This is a genomic window from Bifidobacterium saguinibicoloris (genome assembly GCF_019331725.1).
GTDB classification, from domain to species: domain Bacteria; phylum Actinomycetota; class Actinomycetes; order Actinomycetales; family Bifidobacteriaceae; genus Bifidobacterium; species Bifidobacterium saguinibicoloris.
Genome location: NZ_JAHBBF010000004.1, coordinates 81768 through 97750 on the forward strand (window position 1 = coordinate 81768; position 15983 = coordinate 97750).

General features: G+C 67.8%; 11 protein-coding genes. 4 read left to right on the forward strand and 7 right to left on the reverse strand.

The features are described from left to right. Nucleotides 1-73: 73 nt before the first annotated feature. The 5 genes from KIH78_RS04110 to KIH78_RS04130 form a co-directional block, all read right to left on the reverse strand. Nucleotides 74-2089 carry a dipeptide ABC transporter ATP-binding protein gene (locus KIH78_RS04110; protein WP_219131384.1) on the reverse strand — a complete coding sequence of 672 codons (2016 nt, stop codon included), beginning with the start codon at nucleotides 2087-2089 and terminating at the stop codon, nucleotides 74-76. A gap of 20 nt (nucleotides 2090-2109) precedes the next feature. Beyond that, nucleotides 2110-3075: an ABC transporter permease gene (locus KIH78_RS04115; RefSeq protein ID WP_219131385.1), complete on the reverse strand. Its 966-nt coding sequence runs from the start codon at nucleotides 3073-3075 to the stop codon at nucleotides 2110-2112. 16 nt (nucleotides 3076-3091) lie between these two features. Then, nucleotides 3092-4018: an ABC transporter permease gene (locus KIH78_RS04120; RefSeq protein ID WP_219131386.1), complete on the reverse strand. Its 927-nt coding sequence runs from the start codon at nucleotides 4016-4018 to the stop codon at nucleotides 3092-3094. Nucleotides 4019-4314: 296 nt separating this feature from the next. Further along, nucleotides 4315-5946, reverse strand: a complete 1632-nt coding sequence (locus tag KIH78_RS04125) for a peptide ABC transporter substrate-binding protein (protein ID WP_219131387.1) — start codon at nucleotides 5944-5946, stop codon at nucleotides 4315-4317. Between the two features lie 351 nt (nucleotides 5947-6297). Then, nucleotides 6298-7248 carry a tyrosine recombinase XerC gene (locus tag KIH78_RS04130; RefSeq protein ID WP_219131388.1) on the reverse strand — a complete coding sequence of 317 codons (951 nt, stop codon included), beginning with the start codon at nucleotides 7246-7248 and terminating at the stop codon, nucleotides 6298-6300. A gap of 72 nt (nucleotides 7249-7320) precedes the next feature. On the opposite strand from KIH78_RS04130, the gene KIH78_RS04135 reads away from it, so the two are divergent. The 3 genes from KIH78_RS04135 (at nucleotide 7321) to KIH78_RS04145 (ending at nucleotide 12249) form a co-directional block, all read left to right on the forward strand. Beyond that, nucleotides 7321-8193, forward strand: coding sequence for an ABC transporter ATP-binding protein (locus KIH78_RS04135; protein WP_219131389.1), 873 nt, complete (start codon nucleotides 7321-7323; stop codon nucleotides 8191-8193). After that, complete coding sequence (locus tag KIH78_RS04140) at nucleotides 8190-11078, forward strand: ABC transporter permease (protein WP_219131390.1); 2889 nt, start codon at nucleotides 8190-8192, stop codon at nucleotides 11076-11078. The genes KIH78_RS04135 and KIH78_RS04140 overlap by 4 nt, the downstream gene beginning before the upstream one ends. 205 nt (nucleotides 11079-11283) lie before the next feature. Continuing rightward, on the forward strand, nucleotides 11284-12249 hold the full coding sequence (locus KIH78_RS04145) for a cation diffusion facilitator family transporter (RefSeq protein WP_219131391.1): 966 nt from the start codon (nucleotides 11284-11286) through the stop codon (nucleotides 12247-12249). 223 nt (nucleotides 12250-12472) lie between these two features. Here KIH78_RS04145 and KIH78_RS04150 read toward each other — a convergent pair whose 3' ends face one another. Both KIH78_RS04150 and hflX read right to left on the reverse strand, forming a co-directional pair. Then, nucleotides 12473-13438, reverse strand: coding sequence for an L-lactate dehydrogenase (locus KIH78_RS04150; protein WP_214311003.1), 966 nt, complete (start codon nucleotides 13436-13438; stop codon nucleotides 12473-12475). Between the two features lie 250 nt (nucleotides 13439-13688). After that, on the reverse strand, nucleotides 13689-15170 hold the full coding sequence (gene hflX / locus KIH78_RS04155; protein ID WP_236034416.1) for a GTPase HflX: 1482 nt from the start codon (nucleotides 15168-15170) through the stop codon (nucleotides 13689-13691). Between the two features lie 148 nt (nucleotides 15171-15318). Between hflX and KIH78_RS04160 the strand changes: the two genes are divergently transcribed. After that, the gene (locus tag KIH78_RS04160) at nucleotides 15319-15975 is read left to right on the forward strand and encodes a class I SAM-dependent methyltransferase (protein ID WP_219131392.1); all 657 of its coding nucleotides are present in this window, start codon (nucleotides 15319-15321) and stop codon (nucleotides 15973-15975) included. The last annotated feature ends 8 nt before the right edge of the window (nucleotides 15976-15983 follow it).

Sequence of the window (15983 nt, forward strand, 5' to 3'; positions counted from 1 at the left end):
AGCCTCCCCGTCCATGGACGGGGAGGCTCCACGTTGTCTCATGCCGCAGGCGGACCGCCGGCGGGGATTCGGATCAGTCGAGGCCGAGCTTCAGCTTGCCGCCGGGAATCGCGTCGAGCAGGTCCCTGGTGTACTGCTGCTTCGGGTGGTTGAAGACCTCGTCGGTGGTGGCGTGCTCGACGAGCCTGCCGTGCTGCATGACGACGACCTCGTCGGCGATCTGGCGGACGACGGCGAGGTCGTGGGTGATGAACAGGTAGCTCAGTCCCTTTTCGGCCTGCAGGTCGTTGAGGAGGTGCAGCACCTGGTCCTGCACGAGCACGTCGAGGGCGGAGACCGCCTCGTCGCACACGATGACGTCCGGGTTCAGGGCCATGGCTCGCGCGATGGCGATGCGCTGGCGCTGGCCGCCGGAGAGCTCGTTCGGGTAGCGGGTCATCACGGACTCGGGCATCTCCACCATGTCGAGCAGCTCGCGCACACGCTTGGCGCGGCTCTTGGCGTCGCCGATCTTGTGGATGCGCAGCGGCTCCTCGATGGAACGGTAGATGGAGTACATCGGGTCGAGCGAACCGTACGGGTTCTGGAACACCGGCTGCACGTGGCGGCGGAACTCGAGGAGCTTGGCGCCGTGGAACGTGGCGATGTCCTCGCCCTCGTAGAACGCCTTGCCGGACGTGGGCTCGAGGAGCTTCAGCACCATGTTCGCCACGGTGGACTTGCCGGAGCCGGATTCGCCCACGATGGCCAGCGTGGAGCCGCGCTTGACGGAGAAGGACACGTCGTCGACGGCCTTGAACATCTCCTTCCTGCGCGGGAGCTTGAACTCCTTGGTCAGGTGGTCCACGACGATGATGTTCTCGCTCTTCTCGAGCTTCTCCTCGCCGACGACATGGTGCTCGAGCAGCGCGTCCGTGTTTTCGCCGCGCTCGTGCGCGGAGATGATGCGCTGGGAGGCCAGAGACGGGGCCGCGGCGACCAGGCGCTTGGTGTACGGGTGCTGCGGGTGCTGGAGCACTTCGAGCGACGGGCCGGACTCGACGACCTGGCCCTTGTACATCACGACGATGTGCTGGGCGCGCTCGGCGGCGAGGCCCAGGTCGTGGGTGATGAACAACACGGCGGTGCCGAGCGAGTCGGTGAGCATGTGCAGGTGGTCGAGGATCTTCTTCTGCACGGTCACGTCGAGCGCGGAGGTCGGCTCGTCGGCGATGAGCAGGTCGGGACGGCACGCCAGGCCGATGGCGATGAGCGCGCGCTGGCGCATGCCGCCGGAGAACTCGTGCGGGTACTGGCGGGCGCGGGTGGCCGCGTCAGGCAGGCCGGCCTCGGAAAGCAGACCCGCGATGCGGTCGTCCATGGTGGAGCCGGTGACGTGCGCCTTGGCGATGGCCCAGGCCTTGTCGTCGTTCACGCCGGCCTTGATGAGGTCGTCGGCGACGCGCCAGCGGGTCTCGGAGCCCGGCACCCATTCATCCGTGAAGTGGGCGACGGCCTTGTCGAAGGCCTCGCCGGTCACGCCGGCCTCCGCGAGGGCGGCCTTGGCGGCGTCCATCAGGGCGGGCAGCTGGGCGGAGCCGATGAAGGTCTCGTCGTCGTTGCCCTTGAGCTCGACGTCGGCCTCCTCGCCGGCCAGGGCCTTGGCGAGGGCGGAACGCTTCTCGTGGGCCACGTCCATGTTGTTGGCCTTGAGGGCCTCCTTGACCTGGGTGCCGATGCGGTACACCGGGTTGAGGTTGCTCATCGGGTCCTGGGGCACGAGGCCCATCTTGTCGCCGCGCAGCTTGTCGAAGTCCTTGGGCTTGAGGCCGGTGAGCTCCTGGCCGTCGAGCTTGATGGAGCCGCCGACCACGTGGCCGGTGCCGGGCAGGAGACCGAGGACGGCCATGGCGGACGTGGACTTGCCGGAGCCGGATTCGCCCACGATGGCCACCCACTGTCCGGGGTAGACGGAGAACGAGGCGTTGCGCACGGCGTGCACGGCGCGCTTGTCGTCGGTGGTGAAGTCGATGGCGAGGTTCTTCACCTCGAGCAGCGGGCCGTTGGCCTTCTGCATCTCGACCAGCTTGGCGTCATTCGTGTTTTCCATGAGTATTCCCTACCTCACTCTCAGGCCGTGCGGCTCTTCGGATCGAGGGCGTCCTTGACGGCGTCGCCCATCATGATGAAGCTCAGCACGGTGATGGCCAGAGCCATGGACGGGTAGAACAGCACCATCGGGTTGGTCATGAGGTTGACCTGGGCCTGGGAGATGTCGCCGCCCCAGCTGACGGTGGTGGTCGGCAGACCCACGCCGAGGAAGCTCAGCGTGGCCTCGGACACGATGAACGAGCCGAGGGACGTGGTGCCGATGACGATGATCGGGGCCAGCGCGTTCGGGATGATGTGGCTGAACAGGTTCCTCATCGGCGTGGAGCCGAGTGCGGTGGAGGCGGTGTTGAACTCGAGGTTCTTGGCCTCCATCACGGAGCCGCGGGCGATGCGGGCCGTGGAGACCCAGCCGAACAGGGCGAGCACGAGCACGACCTTCCAGATGGAACTGGAGGTGCGGAACATCTGGAGGACCACGATGGCGCCGAGCAGGAACGGGATGGAGTAGAAGATGTCGATGATGCGGCTCAGCAGCGCGTCGACCCAACCGCCGAAGAAGCCGGCGACGGCGCCGATGAGCGTGCCGATGAGCACGACGATGAGCGTGGTGAGCAGGCCCACGGACAGCGAGGTGCGGGTGCCGTACACGGTGCGGGCGAACACGTCGCAGCCCTGGAAGTCGTATCCGAACGGATGGCCGGCCTCGGCGGGCTCGAGCGAGTTGTCGAGGTTGCAGTAGTTCGGGTCGGTCTTGGTGAGCACGCCCGGGAAGATGGCCACGAAGACGATGAAGATGATGAGCAGCCCGGAGATGATGAACAGCGGGTTCTTGCGCAGCGTGCGCCACGCGTCGGCCCACATGCTGGCGGCGGGGGCGGATTCGTCGACCTTGTCGACGTCCTGGAGCGGGGTCTCGTCGATCGGCGCGACGTAGCGTTCCTGGCCGGGGAGGGTCTCGTACACGGTCTGGTTGTTGTCGGTCATGTCCTTGTCCTCCCGGTCACTCGTAACGGATGCGCGGGTCGAGGGCCGCGTACAGCATGTCGACGATGAGGTTGCAGATCACGAACACCAGCAGCAGGATCGTGACGATGGACACCACGAGGTTGCCTTCGCCCTTGAGGATCGACTGGTAGGTGAGGAAGCCGACGCCGTGGATGTTGAAGATCTGCTCGGTAATCATCGCGCCGCCCATGAGGGCGCCGAGATCCTGGCCGAGGTAGGTGACCACGGGGATCAGGGAGTTCCTGAGGACGTGGCGCAGCATCACGGAACCGTTGGACATGCCCTTGGCGCGCGCGGTGCGCACGTAGTCCTCGGCGATGTTCGAGGAGACCTCGGAACGGGTGAGTCGGATGATGTACGCCATGGAGACGGAGCCCAGCACCATCGCGGGGAACAGCATCTCGCCGAACGTGGTGTCGGCACTCACCGTCACGGGGATGAGGCTCCACTGCACGCCGAGGAAGTACTGGCCGGCGAAGCCGGTGACGAAGGTCGGCACGGAGATGAGCAGCAGCGAGACGATGAGGATGACCGAGTCGTACCACTTGCCCTTCTTGAGGCCGGAGATGATGCCGAACACGACGCCGAAGACCGCTTCGAACACGAACGCCATCAAGGCGAGCTTGATGGTGACCGGGAACGCGCGTCCGATCTCGGCGATGACCGGCTGGCCGGCGAAGGTCTGGCCGAAGTCCAGGGTGAACGCGTTCTTGAGGAACAGCAGGTACTGGATGATGAACGGCTTGTCGAGGTTGTATTCGGCGCGGATCTGGGCGGCGACGGCTTCGTTGACCGGCTTGTCACCGAACATCGCCTTGACCGGGTCACCGGGCAGGGCGAAGACGAGGGCATAGACCAGCAGCGTCGCACCGAGAACCACGGGGATCATCTGCAGAATGCGGCGCAGAAGATATTTGCCCATCGGTTTCTCCTTGAATCTACGGACCTTCGGGGGCGTCGCCGCACGCGCACGCGCGCGACGTGGGCGCCCCTGCCGGTCGCTAAGTACCCCGTAAGTTTACCCCACGGGTTGACACCAATGTTTCACGAAGGTGAATCGTGGCTGAAAACCAGGGTTCTCCAAGGTCGTCCCGCCACGGCGTCCCACGCGCATATGGTGCCCGCACATATATAAAGGAAGGGGCGGAACCCCTGGCGGGTTCCGCCCCTTCCGGTGCGCTTTCCGATGACGGGAAGACGATCAGGCGAGCGTCAGGCTCACTTGGTCAGCTCCTCGTAGACCGGCAGGTTCTGCCAGTTCATCTCGAAGCCCTTGACGCCGGTGCTCGCGACGCCCGCGGCGTTGGAGTAGTACAGCGGGATGGCCGGCAGCTGCTCGAGGAGGATCTCCTGGGACTGCTGGTAGATCTTGTTGGCGGCGTCGGTGGACTTGGCGGCGTAGGCCTCGTCCATCAGCTTGTCGAAGTCGGCGTTCTTGTAGTCGCCGTCGTTGGAGCCGTTGCCGTCAGCGGCCTTGGAGGAGTACAGCTGGAACAGGTAGTTCTCGGCGGACGGGTAGTCCGGCTGCCAGCCGGTGCGGAAGGCGCCCTTGATCTGGCGGTTGGTGACCGCGTCACGGAACTCCTGGAACGTCGGCATCGGGTTGGTGGCCGCGTCGATGCCCAGGTTGTTCTTGAGCTGGTTGACGATGGCGTCGTAGATCGGCTTGGCGCCGCCGTCGGCGTTGTAGGCGAAGGTCAGCTGGCCGTCGTACTTGGAGATGGCGTCGGCCTTGGCCCACAGCTCCTTGGCCTTGGAGGCGTTGAACTTCAGGTTGTCGACGCCCTTGAGGGAGTCGGAGTAGCCCGGGGTGAGCGGGGAGGTGAAGTCCTTGGCCGGGGTGGCGATGCCGCCGAGGACCTTGTCGGTCAGCTGCTCGCGGTTGATGGCCATGGAGATGGCCTGGCGGCGGAGCTGGCCTTCCTCGGTGTTGGTCTGGAAGTGCTCGAGGTTGGACGGGATGGTGAAGGTCTGGGAGACGGAGCCGGCCTTGTTGTAGGCCTGGACCTTCGGGTCCTTCTGGAAGGTCTTGGTGGCGGAGGCCGGGACGGACTCCATCACGTCGAGGTTGCCGGCCTGGATGTCGGCGTAGGCGGCCTTGTCATCGGTGTAGATCTTGAAGGTCACGCCGTCGTTCTTCGGAACGTCGTTGCCCTTGTAGTCGGTGTTCTTGACGAGGTCGATCTCCTTGTTGTGGTCCCACTTGGAGAACTTGTACGGGCCGTTGCCGACCGGGGCCTGGCCGAAGGCCTTCGGGTCCTTGTAGAAGGATTCCGGCAGCGGGGCGAACGCCAGGTAGCCGACCTTGATCGGGAAGGTGGCGTCGGGCTGGTTCATGTCGACGGTGAAGGTCTTGTCGTCCACGACCTTGAGGCCGGAGAGCTGCTCGTCACCCTTCAGGCCGTCCTTCTGCAGGTCGTCGAAGCCGGCGATGGTGGAGAAGAAGGAGGAGCACTTCTGGGCGTTCTTCGCGTTGGCGACGTAGCTCCAGGCCTTGGTGAAGGACTCGGCGGTGACCGGCGTGCCGTCGGTGAACTTCCAGCCGTCCTTGAGCTTGATGGTGAACTGGGTGGCGTCGTCGTTCGGGGTGATGGACTCGGCCACTTCGTTGGAGGCGTTGCCCTTGGCGTCGAAGGAGACGAGGCGGGCGAACAGCAGGTCGCCCGGCTTGCCGCCGCCGGTCTCGTTGGTGTTGCCCGGGATGAGCGGGTTCTGCGGTTCGGAGGCGTACGCGGTGATGATGTTGCCGGAGGCCGCATCCTTGGAGGCGGTGCCGGTCGAGCCGCAGCCGCCGAGCATGGTCGCGACGGCGCACACGGCCGCAGCGATCGCGAAGGCTTGCTTCTTCATATTTCTTGTTTCTCCTATTCATCTGCCCGCGGGGTTCGGCCGCGGGACGGGACTCTCACCCGCATTGCGGACATGGCCCGCTGAGGAACGAAAAAGAGGTTCGGCGCCGGCGTGGCCGTCAGCACCTCACCCCCTCGTTGACCGTGACCCATTGTGACGCGGGTTGGAGACAGCACGTTACCGAATTGTGGACGTTACGTGAATACCGGTGGGCGCGACGGCGTCCGACGGACGGCGCCGGCATGCCGGGAACGGCCCTCCTCCCCCATGCCCCTCCGGGCTGCGGACGGGCCGGCGCCCCCGTGCCGACGTGACGCCGATCCATACCGCGGCCGCCTTGCGGACACATGGTCATGCCCTGGGAAACGCTCGGGAATAGCGGGCTTTGAGCTGGTCGATGGAGACGTGCGTATACCGCTGCGTGGTCTTGAGCGAGGAGTGCCCGAGCAGCTCCTGCACCTCACGCAGATCGGCCCCGCCGTCGAGCATGTGGGTGGCCGCGGAATGTCTTAGCGCATGGGGTCCAATATCTGGAACGCCCGCGCGCTCCGCCTGCCTGTGCACCACCCTGCGGGCCACGCGCTGGTCCAGCCGCCCTCCCCTGGACCCGAGGAACAGCGCATCCCCGGAGGCTCGGCCGGCGAGCGCCGGGCGTCCCTCCTCCGTCCAGCGTTCCAGGGCCCGGCAGGCCGGCATGCCGAACGGCACCACGCGCTGCTTGTTGCCCTTGCCGGTGACCTTCACCGTGTGCGACGACCAGTCGACGTCGCCCACGCCGAGTCCGACGAGCTCGCCGACGCGCATGCCGGTGGCGTACAGCAGTTCGAGGATCGCCGCGTCGCGCAGGCGCAGCGCCCGCGCCGTCGGCGTCTCCTCCTCTCTCCTACCGTCGCTCCCCTTGGTCGGTTCCGCGCCGTCGGTTTCGGATTCGGTCTCGTCCATGAGCTCGCCCGCCTGGCGTTCGGTGAGCACGACGGGCAGCGCGTTGCCGGTCTTCGGCGTCATGATCGAGGAGGCCGGGTCGACGGCGACGACGCCGTGGGCGGCGGCCCAATCGAAGAACCGGCGCACGGCCACGGTCATGCGCGCCATGCTGGAGCGGGCGTGCGAACCGGTCTCCGACGCCATCCATCCGCGCAGGTCGTCCCCGGTCACCTCGCGCAGGTCGGCCGTGCCGCGGGATTCGAGGAAGCGCAGGCAGGAGGCGACGTCCGTGCGATAGGCGCGGACCGTGTTGTCCGAAAGCCCCCGGTTCGCCTTGAGGAACGCGAGGAACGCCTCCAACTCGCCGTCGAACCGCATGCCGTCCCCTTCTCTCCCGATGCCGTGTTCCATTAGACTATAACCGTTCGCAACATCGGGGAAGAGGCATTCATGGCACGACATTCGGCCAAGGCGGCCAAGGCGTCACGCAGGGCGGGCGACGCCCGGACGGCACGGACGGCGGGAGCGGCGCGCACGCACGACGGCACGGAGACCGACGGCGTCGTGGCGCGCGCCATCGACCTGACGAAGACGTACGGGGACGGCGAGTCGCGCGTCACGGCGCTCGACCATGTGGACGTCGGCTTCGACCGCGGCGAGATGACCGCGATCATGGGACCGTCCGGTTCGGGCAAGTCCACGCTCATGCACCTGATGGCCGGCCTCGACCGTCCCACCTCCGGCAGGGTGGTCGTCGAGGGGCTCGAGGTGTCGTCGATGAACCAGCGGCAGCTGACGAAGCTCAGGCGCGAGCGGATCGGCTTCATCTTCCAGTCGTTCAACCTGGTGCCCACGCTCACCGCGGAGGAGAACATCCTCCTGCCGCTGCAGATCGCGAGACGCCCCATCGACCGCGCCTGGTTCGACAGGGTCGTCGACGTGACGGGGCTGCGCTCCCGTCTCACGCACCGGCCGAGCCAGCTGTCCGGAGGCCAGCAGCAGCGCGTCGCATGCGCGCGCGCCATCATGGCCCGTCCCTCGGTGATCTTCGCCGACGAGCCGACCGGCAACCTCGATTCACGCTCGAGCCGCGAGGTGCTCGGCTTCCTCAAGGATTCGGTGCGTGACTACGGCCAGACCATCGTGATGGTCACGCATGACCCGCGCGCCGCCAGCTATGCGGACCGCGTGCTCGTGCTCGCCGACGGGCGCATCACCCGCGACCTCAGGCATCCGAGCTACGAGGAGATCCTCGAGGTGTTCGCCAGCGAAGGCGACGAGGATGCCGCGACGGACGCCCGCGGGACGGGACGCGACGCATGATCCGCATCGGCCTGCGCGACGCCCGCGCGCACTTCCCACGGTTCCTGATGTCGATCGTCGCGATCGCGCTCGGCGTGTCCTTCGTGATCGGCTCGTTCTGCTTCCGCGCGATGATGAACGACCAGGTCGACCGCATGCTCGGCTCGAACACCGACCATGACGTGTACGTGCGCGGCGTGACGGAGCGGAAGGACGACGCGTCGGGCGCATCCTCCGGCACGTCGTCCTCCGGTTCGTCCCTGAAGACCTACAACGACATCGACGTCTCGCTCGTGGACGACGTCGCGAAAGTGGACGGCGTGGCCAAAGCGGAGGTCACGTATTCGGTGTCCGGATCGCTGGTGCTCGTCGCCAAGGACGGCAACGCGGTCTCCACGATGGGTTCGCCGACGATGGGCATCGGACTCGCGAAGGGCACGTGGCGCTCCGCGCATCTCACGCACGGCCGCTGGGCGCACAACGAGGGTGAGATCGCCCTGCACGCGTTCGCCGCCGAGACCGCGGGGCTCAAGGTCGGCGACGTGACGAAGCTCGTCTATCCTTCAGGCCCGAAGGACGTGAAAGTCGTCGGCGTGTTCGACACCGACTCCTCGCAGGCGGGCGCGATCATCATCGGCCTGGCGCCCTCGGTCGCCAAGGAGCTCCAGCAGGAGCGGACCGGCGAGATCGGCGTCACGCAGTACATCGGCGTGTACGGTTCCGGCGACGGGGGCGCGCCGCTGACGGACGCGCAGCAGCGCGAACTCGCCGCCCGCGTGCGGCACGCTTTGCCCAAGGGCTCCAAGGCGACCGCGATCACCGGCGACCGATTGCGCGACGAATACGCGCAGGCCATCAAGGACCAGCTCGGCTTCATCCAGCCGCTCATCCTCATCTTCGCGGTGATCGCGCTGTTCGTCGGCTCGTTCATCATCGCGAACACGTTCTCGATGATCGTGCGCGAGTCGATGCGCGGCTACGCGCTGCTGCGCTCGGTGGGCGCCTCCCCCGCGCAGGTGTTCTCCACGGTGATCGTCCAGGCGCTGCTGCTGGGCGTCGTCGGTTCGGCGGCCGGCATCGGGCTCGGCTGGGGCATGGTGAAGGCCATCGTCGCCGGGCTCGCACGGATGGGCACGCCGATGGACGGCGCCGCGGCGCCGGGCTTGGCCGACATGCTGGCCGGCGTGGCCGTCGGCGTGCTGGTGACGCTCGTCGGCGCGGCGTTGCCCGCCCGCCGTGCGGCGACGGCCCCGCCGATCCAGGCGATGAACGAGACCGTGAACCCGGAGCGGCCGGTGCTGCCACGCGGCGTGCTCGGCGTCGTGATGATTCTGCTCGGCGCCGCCTCGTGGGCGTTCTGCCTGGCGATCGCCGCCGCCGGCGACGACGGGAGGCCGACGCATGTCGCGTTCCTCGACGGCCTCGCCGCGAGGCTCGGCGCCGGATGGCCGCTCGGCGTCGGCGCGGGCCTCGTCGTGGTCGGCGTGATCGTCCTCGCCCCGGCGCTGGTGGGGCCGGCGGGCGCGGTGCTCGGCTGGCTGCCGTCGCACGTGTTCCCGGTGACGGGGCGTCTCGCCACGCGCAACCTCGCCCGCCAGAAGCGGCGCACGGCGAACACGGCGGCGGCGCTGTTCGTCGGCGTCGCCATCGTGAGCTGCCTCGGCGTGGTCGCTTCGTCGGCGAAGACGTCGGTGGCCGGCATCGTCGACACCGGCCTGAAATCCGATTTCACGGCGATGTCCGCGTCCTCCGGACGCATCCCGGACGACGCGGTCGCGGCGATCGAGAAGACGCGCGGCGTGGCGTCGGTCTCGAGGAGCCGCATGCTGCTGGGCGTCACCTACGGTTCGGACGATGACGCGGCGCAGGCGATGACGTTCGCCGAACAGCCGTCCCTGTTCTCGAAGGTGTTCGCGCCGGTCGAGAACGCGGGCGACGCGGACCGCGCCCTCAGGGACGGCGAACTCGTCGTCGGCCTCACGGTGGCGAAGGACCACGGCTGGAAGGTCGGCGACACGGTGCGGGTCAACGGCAAACGCGTCGTCGTCGACGAGGAGGCGACCGCCAAGGCGCAGGCCGACTACCAGGCGCAGGTGCAGGACAAGGTGGCCGGCCTCGAGACGGAGGCGCGGCGCCTCGCGGCCGCCGGCGACGCGGCGGGCGCGCAGACCAAGGCGGATGAGGCGCGACGGACCGCGGACGAGGCGCAGCACATCGACCCGTCCACGCTGGTCAGGACGAAGACCGAGACGACGCACCGGCGGATGCGGGTCGGCGCGGTCATCGAGAACTCGGTGTACCGCTCGATGGTGCTGATGAACGACGCCGCCGCGGAGAAGCTCGCCGACGATGCGACGATGTTCACGATCATGCTGTTCATCAACGCGCGCGACGGCGCGGACGCGGCCGCGGTCAAGGCGCGTCTGATCAAGGCCGTCAAACCGTTCTACGTCGTCACCGTGCAGGACCGGGACGAATTCAAGTCGTCGATGAGCTCGATGGTCGACCAGATCCTCATCATCCTGTACGCGCTGCTCGCGCTGTCGATCGTCATCGCCGTGTTCGGCATCGTGAACACGCTGGCGTTGAGCGTGTCGGAACGCACGCGGGAGATCGGCCTGCTGCGCGCGATCGGCACGTCGCGCGGGCAGGTGCGCGGCATGCTCGCCATCGAGGCGTCGCTCATCGCCGTGCTGGGCACGCTGCTGGGCGTCGTCGTGGGCGTCGCGGCCGGCGCCGTCATCCAACGCGTCTACGCGGCGAACGGGTTGGAGCGGCTCGCCGTGCCATGGGACCAGCTCGGCGTGTTCCTTGCGGCGTCGGTGCTGGTGGGCGTGGTGGCCGCGCTGCCGCCCGCGCGCCGTGCGCTCAAGGTGCCCGTGCTGGACGCGGTGGACGCCGATTGAGATGCGTCCTCCGCCCCACGCCGCGACGGTGTACACTGGGCGATTGTCTTTGGGAGCCCCGGCATCACGCCGGGGCTCCCCGCGTTTCCGGGCGAAACGGGAATGGTAGTGAGAAACGGTCTCATTTCGCGGGGCCGTGCGCCGCTCCATGCGACCGTCCGCCCGCGTTCTACGGCCGCGGGAAGCGGCGAAGGAGTGTGGTCCGATGGCGCATGTGCATGGACAGGACGGAACAGCCCGGAAGACCGGGACGGACGGCGGCGCGGCGGGCGATGCGGCGGCGCATCAGCATCGGCTCGCGGCCACGCTGGCGGTGACCGCCACCGTGTTCCTGGTGGAGGTGGTGACGGCCGCGCTGACCGGCTCGCTGGCTCTGTTCGTGGACGCGGGCCATATGCTCACGGACATGTCGGTGCTGACGGCCTCGACGGTGACGGCGGCGCTGATGCGGCGGCGTCCGAACAGCACGCGCACCTGGGGATGGGCGCGTCTCGAGGTGCTGACGGCGACCGGCGGCGCGGTCATGCTGTTCATGGTGGGCGTGTATGCCCTGTACGAGGCGGCGATGCGCCTGCTCGGCATGGCTTCGGACGAGATCTCGGACGTGCGGCTGCTGCTGTTCGTCGGTCTGCTCGGTCTGGCGGCGAACGTGGTCTCGATGCTGATCCTCGCGGCGCGGCGAGGCGACAACATGAACATGCGCGCCGCGTTCCTCGAAGTGCTCAACGACGCGTTGGGCTCGGTCGCCGTGGTGACGTCCGCGGCGGTGATGCTGTGCACCGGATGGGACCGGTTCGACGCGGTGGCCGGCGCGGCGATCGCGCTGCTCATGATCCCGCGCGCGGCGAAGCTGCTGCACGGCGCGGTACGCGTGCTGCTGGAGGAGACGCCGGAGGGCCTGGACCTGGACCTGGTGCGCACGCATCTGGAGCGGGTGCCGCACGTGGTGGCGGTGCACGACCTGCATGCGAGCACGGTGTCGACGGGCATGCCGATCCTCACCGCGCATGTGGTGGTGGAGCGGGACCTGACGATGGAGCAGGCGGCCGTGGTGCTCCGGCAGCTGCAGGACTGTCTGCGCGGGCATTTCCCCGTTTCGGTGCCACACACCACGTTCCAGCTGGAGCCGGAGGGGTATCACTCCCGCTCCGACGAATCCCTTCACGCGTAGCGGGCGGACCGCCCTCAGCCGGACTCCGTCCGACAGCTCCCGCCGGCGGAAGCGGGAAAGAACAACCCCTGTACGGCCACACAAGGCATCCGTACAGGGGTTGTTTCGTTCACGAAAAATGGTGATGCGCGTGTGCGGCTTCAAGGCGCGGGAGGCGCAGGCGTACGAAAAATACGTCAAGCCTCCCGCAACGCCGAAGACGCTCCGCGCATCGCCGTTTTCATCAGAAGCCGAACTGGGCGGCGGTCTCCTTCAGCGTCTCCGCGGAGCGCTTGAGGGCCGCGAGCTCCTTGTCGGAGACCGGGGTGTTGATGGCGGTGTTGACGCCGGAACGGTTGATGAGGGTCGGGACGGACATGCACACGTCGGAGATGCCGTGGAAGTCCTTGAGCATGGAGGACACCGGCAGGATGCGGTTGGAGTCCTTGAGGACGGCCTCGATGATGTCGACGCCGGACATGCCGATGGCGTAGTTGGTCGCGCCCTTGCCGTTGATGATCTTGTAGGCGGCGTTCTTGACGTCCTGGTGGATCTGCTCGCGGGTGTCGGCGTCGAGCGGCTCGTGGCCCGGCAGCGGGGTCCAGTCGAGCATGGGGACGCCACCGATGGTGGCGGAGGTCCACAGCGGGACCTCGGAGTCGCCGTGCTCGCCGGCGATGTAGGCGTGGACGTTCTTGACGTTGACGCCGGTCTGCTGGGCGATGAGGAAGCGCAGACGGGCGGAATCGAGGTTGGTGCCGGAGCCGAAGACCTGGTGCTCGGGCAGACCGGAGATCTTCTGGGCCACGTGGGTGGCGATGTCGACCGGGTTGGTGATGAGCATGTAGATGGCGTTCGGGGCGACCTTGACCAGGTTCGGGATGATGGCCTGGAGGATCTTGACGGTGGCGCCGACGAGCTCGAGGCGGGACTGGCCCGGCTTCTGGCGCGGACCGGCGGTGATGACGACCATGTCGGCGTCACGGCAGATCTCGGGATCGTCGGAGCCGTCGATGGAGACGGTCGGGTAGAAGCTGGAGCCGTGCTGCATGTCGAGCACCTCGGCCTCGACGCGTTCCTTGGCGATGTCCTCGAGCACGATCTCACGGGCGATGCCGCGCTGGGCGGCGGCGAAGGCCAGGGTGGAGCCGACGGCGCCGGCACCGATGACAGCAAGCTTCGTGGGCTTGGTAACCAGGGTTTCAGCCATGATTCATGAACCTCTCTTCGAGTGGACGCCCCGGTTCCTCGCCGGGGACGTCATTCAACCAACAGTGACCAATGTACTCCCACAACCTGACCACGGCAACATGGGCGCGACGTCTAAACCATTGCGGCCATTGGGTTGTTATCGCTCACAATCACCGCGTCGCCAAAGTGTGACCAACCTCACATACCGGTCCGAGGACAGATGCGCGGACGGACGCGCGGACCAGACCGCCGGACCGCCGCGTCCACGCTCAGCCGATGGCCTCGTCCACGACGGCCGCGGCGAGACGGGCGTCGACGTCGGCCACGAGCCACACGCCGTCGTCGCGCCACTCGATCGTCCCGACGTTCCCGTACTCGCGCACGCGAGACAGCAGCGCGCCGGCCGTGTACGGCAGCAGCGCCTCCACGTGCACGCCGGGCACCGGCAGCAGAGCCTCCACGGCGCCGCGCAGCCCGTCCACGCCCTCGCCCGAGTAGGCGGACACGAGATGCGCGTCCGGTTCGAGCGCGGCGAGGCGACGCAGCGTGGCGTCGTCGCACAGGTCGGTCTTGTTGAACGCGAGGATGCGCGGGATCGACTCGGCGCCGCGGATGTCGGCGAGCACCTCGTTGACCGCGTCGATCTGGGAGAACGGGTCCGGATGCGAGGCGTCGACGACGTGCAGGATGACGTCCGCCTCCGCCACCTCCTCCAGCGTGGATTTGAACGCCTCGACGAGCTGCGTGGGCAGCCTGCGCACGAACCCGACGGTGTCGACGTACGCGTAGAGACGCCCGTCGTGCGCCTTCGCACGGCGCACGGCCGTGTCGAGCGTGGCGAACAGCGCGTTCTCGACAAGCTCCGCCGATCCGGTGAGACGGTTGGTGAGCGACGACTTGCCCGCGTTCGTGTAGCCGACGACGGCGATGGTGGGCAGGCCGTAGCGGCGGCGCGAGCCGCGTTTGACCTCGCGCGCCGGCGCCATCTCGCGGATCTGGCGTTTGAGGCGGGCGATGCGCGTGCGGATGACGCGACGGTCCATCTCGATCTTCGTCTCGCCCGGGCCACGCGAGCCGATGCCGCCGTCCGCGCCGGCGGCGCGGCCGCCCGCCTGACGCGACAGGGACCCGCCCCAGCCGCGCAGCCTCGGCAGCATGTACTCGAGCTGCGCCAGCTCCACCTGCGCCTTGCCCTCACGGCTGGTGGCATGCTGGGCGAAGATGTCGAGGATGACGGCGGTGCGGTCGACGACCTTCACCTTGGCCGCATCCTCCAATCCGCGACGCTGGCTCGGCGGCAGGTCGTCGTCGACGACGATGGTGTCCGCCTCCTCGCGGGCCACGATGTCGGCGATCTCGCGCGCCTTGCCGGAGCCCACGTACGTGGCGGCGTCCGGCTTGAGACGATGCTGGAGCAGACCGTCGCACACCTCGGCGCCGGCGGTCTCGGCGAGCGCCGCGAGCTCGCGCAGCGACTCCTCCGCCTTGGCCTGCGTGGTGACGGCCGAGGACCAGACGCCCACGAGCACGACGCGTTCGAGACGCACCTTGCGGTATTCGACCTCGGTGACGTCCTTGAGTTCACCGAGACCCGCGACGTGCTTCAACTGGTTGCGCGACTCACGCTCCTGCCACGCCTCGTCATGCCGCTCGACGCTCCGCTCCCTGTCGCCCTGGTCGAGCAGGACGTCGGACGATTCGGCGAGCACGCCGCCGTCCATCGACGTCATCCCCTCGCTGGACTCCCCCATGGTTTCGGCGTTGCGGGTCAAAGGCACTCCCATTCCTCACTGTGCGTCGCTGTGCGCGGTTCGATTGACGTTCCTTATTATCATCATTGAGGTGACATGGCCGCCCGGCCGTGCACGGCGAAGGACGACGAACGGCGGGAGGCCCATCATGGCGGAACAGTATTTCTCCGCGGAACCATCATCGAAGGACGTGCGCCGCACGCTGCACGTCACGCTGCGCGGGCACGACGCGGACATGGAGACGTCCAACGGCGTGTTCTCCGGATCGCGCCTGGACCTAGGCACGTCGGTGCTGCTCCGTCACGCACCCGAACCCCCGGAGACGGGCGCGGCGCTCGACATCGGCTGCGGCTGGGGACCCATCGCCCTCGCGCTCGCGCTCGAGGCCCCCGGACTGGACGTGTGGGCGGTGGACGTCAACGAACGCGCGTTGGAGCTCACCGCGGGGAACACACGCAGCAACGGCGCCGCGAACGTGCATGTGACCGCGACCGACGCGCAGGGCGCGCCGCTCGCCGACCAGCCCGGCGGCGCATGCGAGACGATGCCCGCGGACCTGACGTTCGACGTGATCTGGTCCAACCCGCCGATCCGCATCGGCAAGGAGGCGCTGCACACGCTGCTCATGACGTGGCTGCCGCGCCTGAGGACGGGCGGCGCGGCCTATCTGGTGGTCCAGCGGAACCTCGGCTCCGATTCGCTCATCCCCTGGCTGGCGGACGCGCTCGGCGAAGGGTTCGAGGTCTCCAAGTACGCAAGCTCCAAGGGCTTCCGTATCATTGAGGTTTTGCGAAATAACCAGTAATGTCCAGG